Origin of the sequence: Pseudomonas sp. PS01299 (assembly GCF_029960145.1) — a bacterium.
Taxonomy (GTDB): domain Bacteria; phylum Pseudomonadota; class Gammaproteobacteria; order Pseudomonadales; family Pseudomonadaceae; genus Aquipseudomonas; species Aquipseudomonas putida_A.
Genome location: NZ_JASCPO010000418.1, coordinates 1 through 2,718, shown reverse-complemented (window position 1 = coordinate 2,718; position 2,718 = coordinate 1). Strand labels below are relative to the sequence as shown.

Genomic DNA, 2,718 nt, shown 5'->3' with positions numbered 1-2,718 from the left:
CGAATGCGCTGGGTCAGTCAACGAAGAGGTCGTCTGACACCCCGCATTCGCGAGCAAGCCCGCTCCCACAGTTGGTTTTGGGTTCAACCCAGGATCAGCGTGCCGCTTGCCACCAGCGTCGCATTCCCGCCGATCTTCACCCGCTCCCCCTCCAGCCGACAGAACAACTCCCCGCCCCGCGCCGAACGCTGGCACGCGGTCAAACTGGATTTGCCCAAACGTTTCGACCAATACGGAATCAGGCTGCAATGCGTCGAGCCGGTCACCGGATCTTCGTTGATGCCGATTGCCGGGGCGAAATAACGCGAGACGAAATCGTGCTGATTGCCGCGCGCCGTCACGATCGCGCCGAGCCACGGCAGTTTCGCCAGCGCTACCATGTCCGGCGTGCAGTCGAGCACTGCCTGCTCCGACTCCAGCACCACAAACAATTCGTTGGAACCGAGCACATCCACCGCCTCGACGCCCAGCGCACGCTCGACATCCAGCGTCACGCCAATTTCTGACGGCACAATCGACTGGAAGTCCAGCCACAGGCGATCGCCCTCGCGGCTGACGCTAAGCGGCCCGGACTTGCAGATGAAGTCCAGCCGCTCGGTAGTTTCCTTGTAGACCTCGAACAACACATAGGCACTGGCCAGCGTCGCATGCCCGCACAATGGCACCTCGGTGGTCGGGGTGAACCAGCGGATGTGCCACGCCGCGCCTTCGCGCACCACGAACGCGGTTTCTGCCAGATTGTGTTCGGCGGCGATCTTCTGCATCAAATCGTCCGCGAGCCATGCATCGAGCCGATACACCATCGCCGGGTTGCCACTGAACGGCCGATCACTGAACGCATCAACCTGATGAAATTCGAGCTGCATAACCTTCTCCCTAAGTGAATCGGCAGAGCATGCAGCCACGCTGCGCTCAGCGCCAGTGACAGAACCGGGCAATTTTCTTCATACAGAACGCAAGTTCATGCACGACCGATGTCGGCAAATTTGGCTTGGGTGTGTTCAGCCAGAACCGCCGGCGCCAATTCGACTTCCAGACCGCGTCGGCCAGCACTGACATAAATAGTCGCAAAGCCCTGGGCCGAGTTATCGATGAAGGTGCGCAGACGCTTCTTCTGCCCCAGCGGACTGATGCCGCCCAACAGGTAACCGGTGGAACGCTGCGCCGCAGCCGGGTCAGCCATTTCGACTTTCTTGACGCCCGCCGCGTGTGCCAGACCTTTGAGATCAAGACTTCCGACGACCGGCACCACCGCCACCAGCAATTCACCTTTTTCGCTGGCAGCGAGCAGCGTCTTGAACACCTGCGCCGGCTCCAGCGCCAGTTTCTCGGCGGCCTCCAGCCCATAGGACGCGGCCTTGGGGTCATGTTCGTAACTGTGCACGCGATGTTCGGCACGAACTTTTTTCAACAAGTCCAACGCAGGGGTCATGGCAGCTCCAGGCTCGGCATCAACAGAAAAATCCTGCGCCGGATTCTAGGCCATCATCTCGCAAAAGGCTCTAGCGCGAGCCCCGTTTTCCGGGCGTTGCAGGCGAATCGCCGGACTATCGCCGCCATCTTCCGCAGGATCATTCAGCAGGCTGATAGTTTAATTGTGACCGATGGTTCACTTTCGACCTTTGACAGGTTTGTTTCTTGTCTATATTTTTTCGAATCTGAATAATGTAAGAATTATCATCACCGCAGCACCCAGCAGTAAACCGGGAACAGGATGGGGATCCTGCCCCGGGGAAAATCGCGCCTTGCCCTGACGGCAAATGCGCCAGACAACAACAAAAATCGAGGTTTTCAATGACAACTGCTTTACAGCAACCATCGCTTTCCGGCCAATGCCTGGCCGAGTTTCTGGGGACTGCACTTCTGATCTTTTTCGGCACTGGCTGTGTCGCCGCGCTCAAAGTCGCGGGCGCCAGCTTCGGTCTGTGGGAAATCAGCATTATCTGGGGCGTCGGCGTGAGCATGGCGATCTACTTGACCGCCGGGGTTTCCGGCGCGCATCTGAATCCCGCCGTGAGCATTGCCCTGAGCATTTTCGCCGACTTCGAAAAGCGCAAACTGCCGTTCTATATCCTGTCGCAGATCGCCGGCGCGTTTTGCGGTGCGCTGTTGGTGTACACGCTGTACAGCAATCTATTCTTCGATTACGAACAAACTCACCACATGGTGCGTGGCACCGCCGCCAGCCTTGAGTTGGCCTCGGTGTTCTCGACCTTCCCCAATCCGGTACTGTCCACCGCTCAGGCATTCCTGGTCGAGATGATCATCACCGCGATCCTGATGGGCGTGATCATGGCCCTGACCGATGACAACAACGGTCTGCCGAAAGGCCCGCTGGCACCGCTGCTGATCGGTTTGCTGATCGCGGTGATCGGCAGCTCGATGGGCCCGCTGACCGGGTTCGCGATGAACCCGGCCCGCGACTTCGGTCCGAAACTGATGACTTTCTTCGCTGGCTGGGGTGAAATTTCGTTCACTGGCGGTCGCGATATTCCGTACTTCCTGATTCCGATTTTTGCACCGATTGTCGGTGCCTGCCTCGGCGCTGCCGGGTATCGCGGGCTCATCGCCCGTCACCTGACCGGCGCCACACCTGCTACAAAGGATGCAGAACCGGCCATTGACGGCAAACCAAGAACTTCTTGAAACAGTCGGCGCGGGTTCCTGCCCTTTCGAACCCGCGCCCCGGCCCCCGCTCCCTTATTTCGGCCAAGGCAA

At 59.1% G+C, this 2,718-nt stretch carries 3 protein-coding genes; 1 reads left to right on the top strand and 2 read right to left on the bottom strand.

Features of this window, described 5'->3' with window-relative positions:
- Window positions 1–83 precede the first annotated feature (83 nt).
- Complete coding sequence (locus tag QMX91_RS30520) at window positions 84–866, bottom strand: PhzF family phenazine biosynthesis protein (RefSeq protein ID WP_282413857.1); 783 nt, start codon at window positions 864–866, stop codon at window positions 84–86.
- 95 nt (window positions 867–961) lie between these two features.
- Complete coding sequence (ybaK, locus tag QMX91_RS30515; RefSeq protein WP_003227741.1) at window positions 962–1,432, bottom strand: Cys-tRNA(Pro) deacylase; 471 nt, start codon at window positions 1,430–1,432, stop codon at window positions 962–964.
- A 362-nt stretch (window positions 1,433–1,794) separates the two neighbouring features.
- On the opposite strand from ybaK, the gene QMX91_RS30510 reads away from it, so the two are divergent.
- Window positions 1,795–2,646 (top strand): MIP/aquaporin family protein, encoded by an 852-nt coding sequence (locus QMX91_RS30510; protein ID WP_282413856.1) that lies wholly within the window; start codon window positions 1,795–1,797, stop codon window positions 2,644–2,646.
- The last annotated feature ends 72 nt before the right edge of the window (window positions 2,647–2,718 follow it).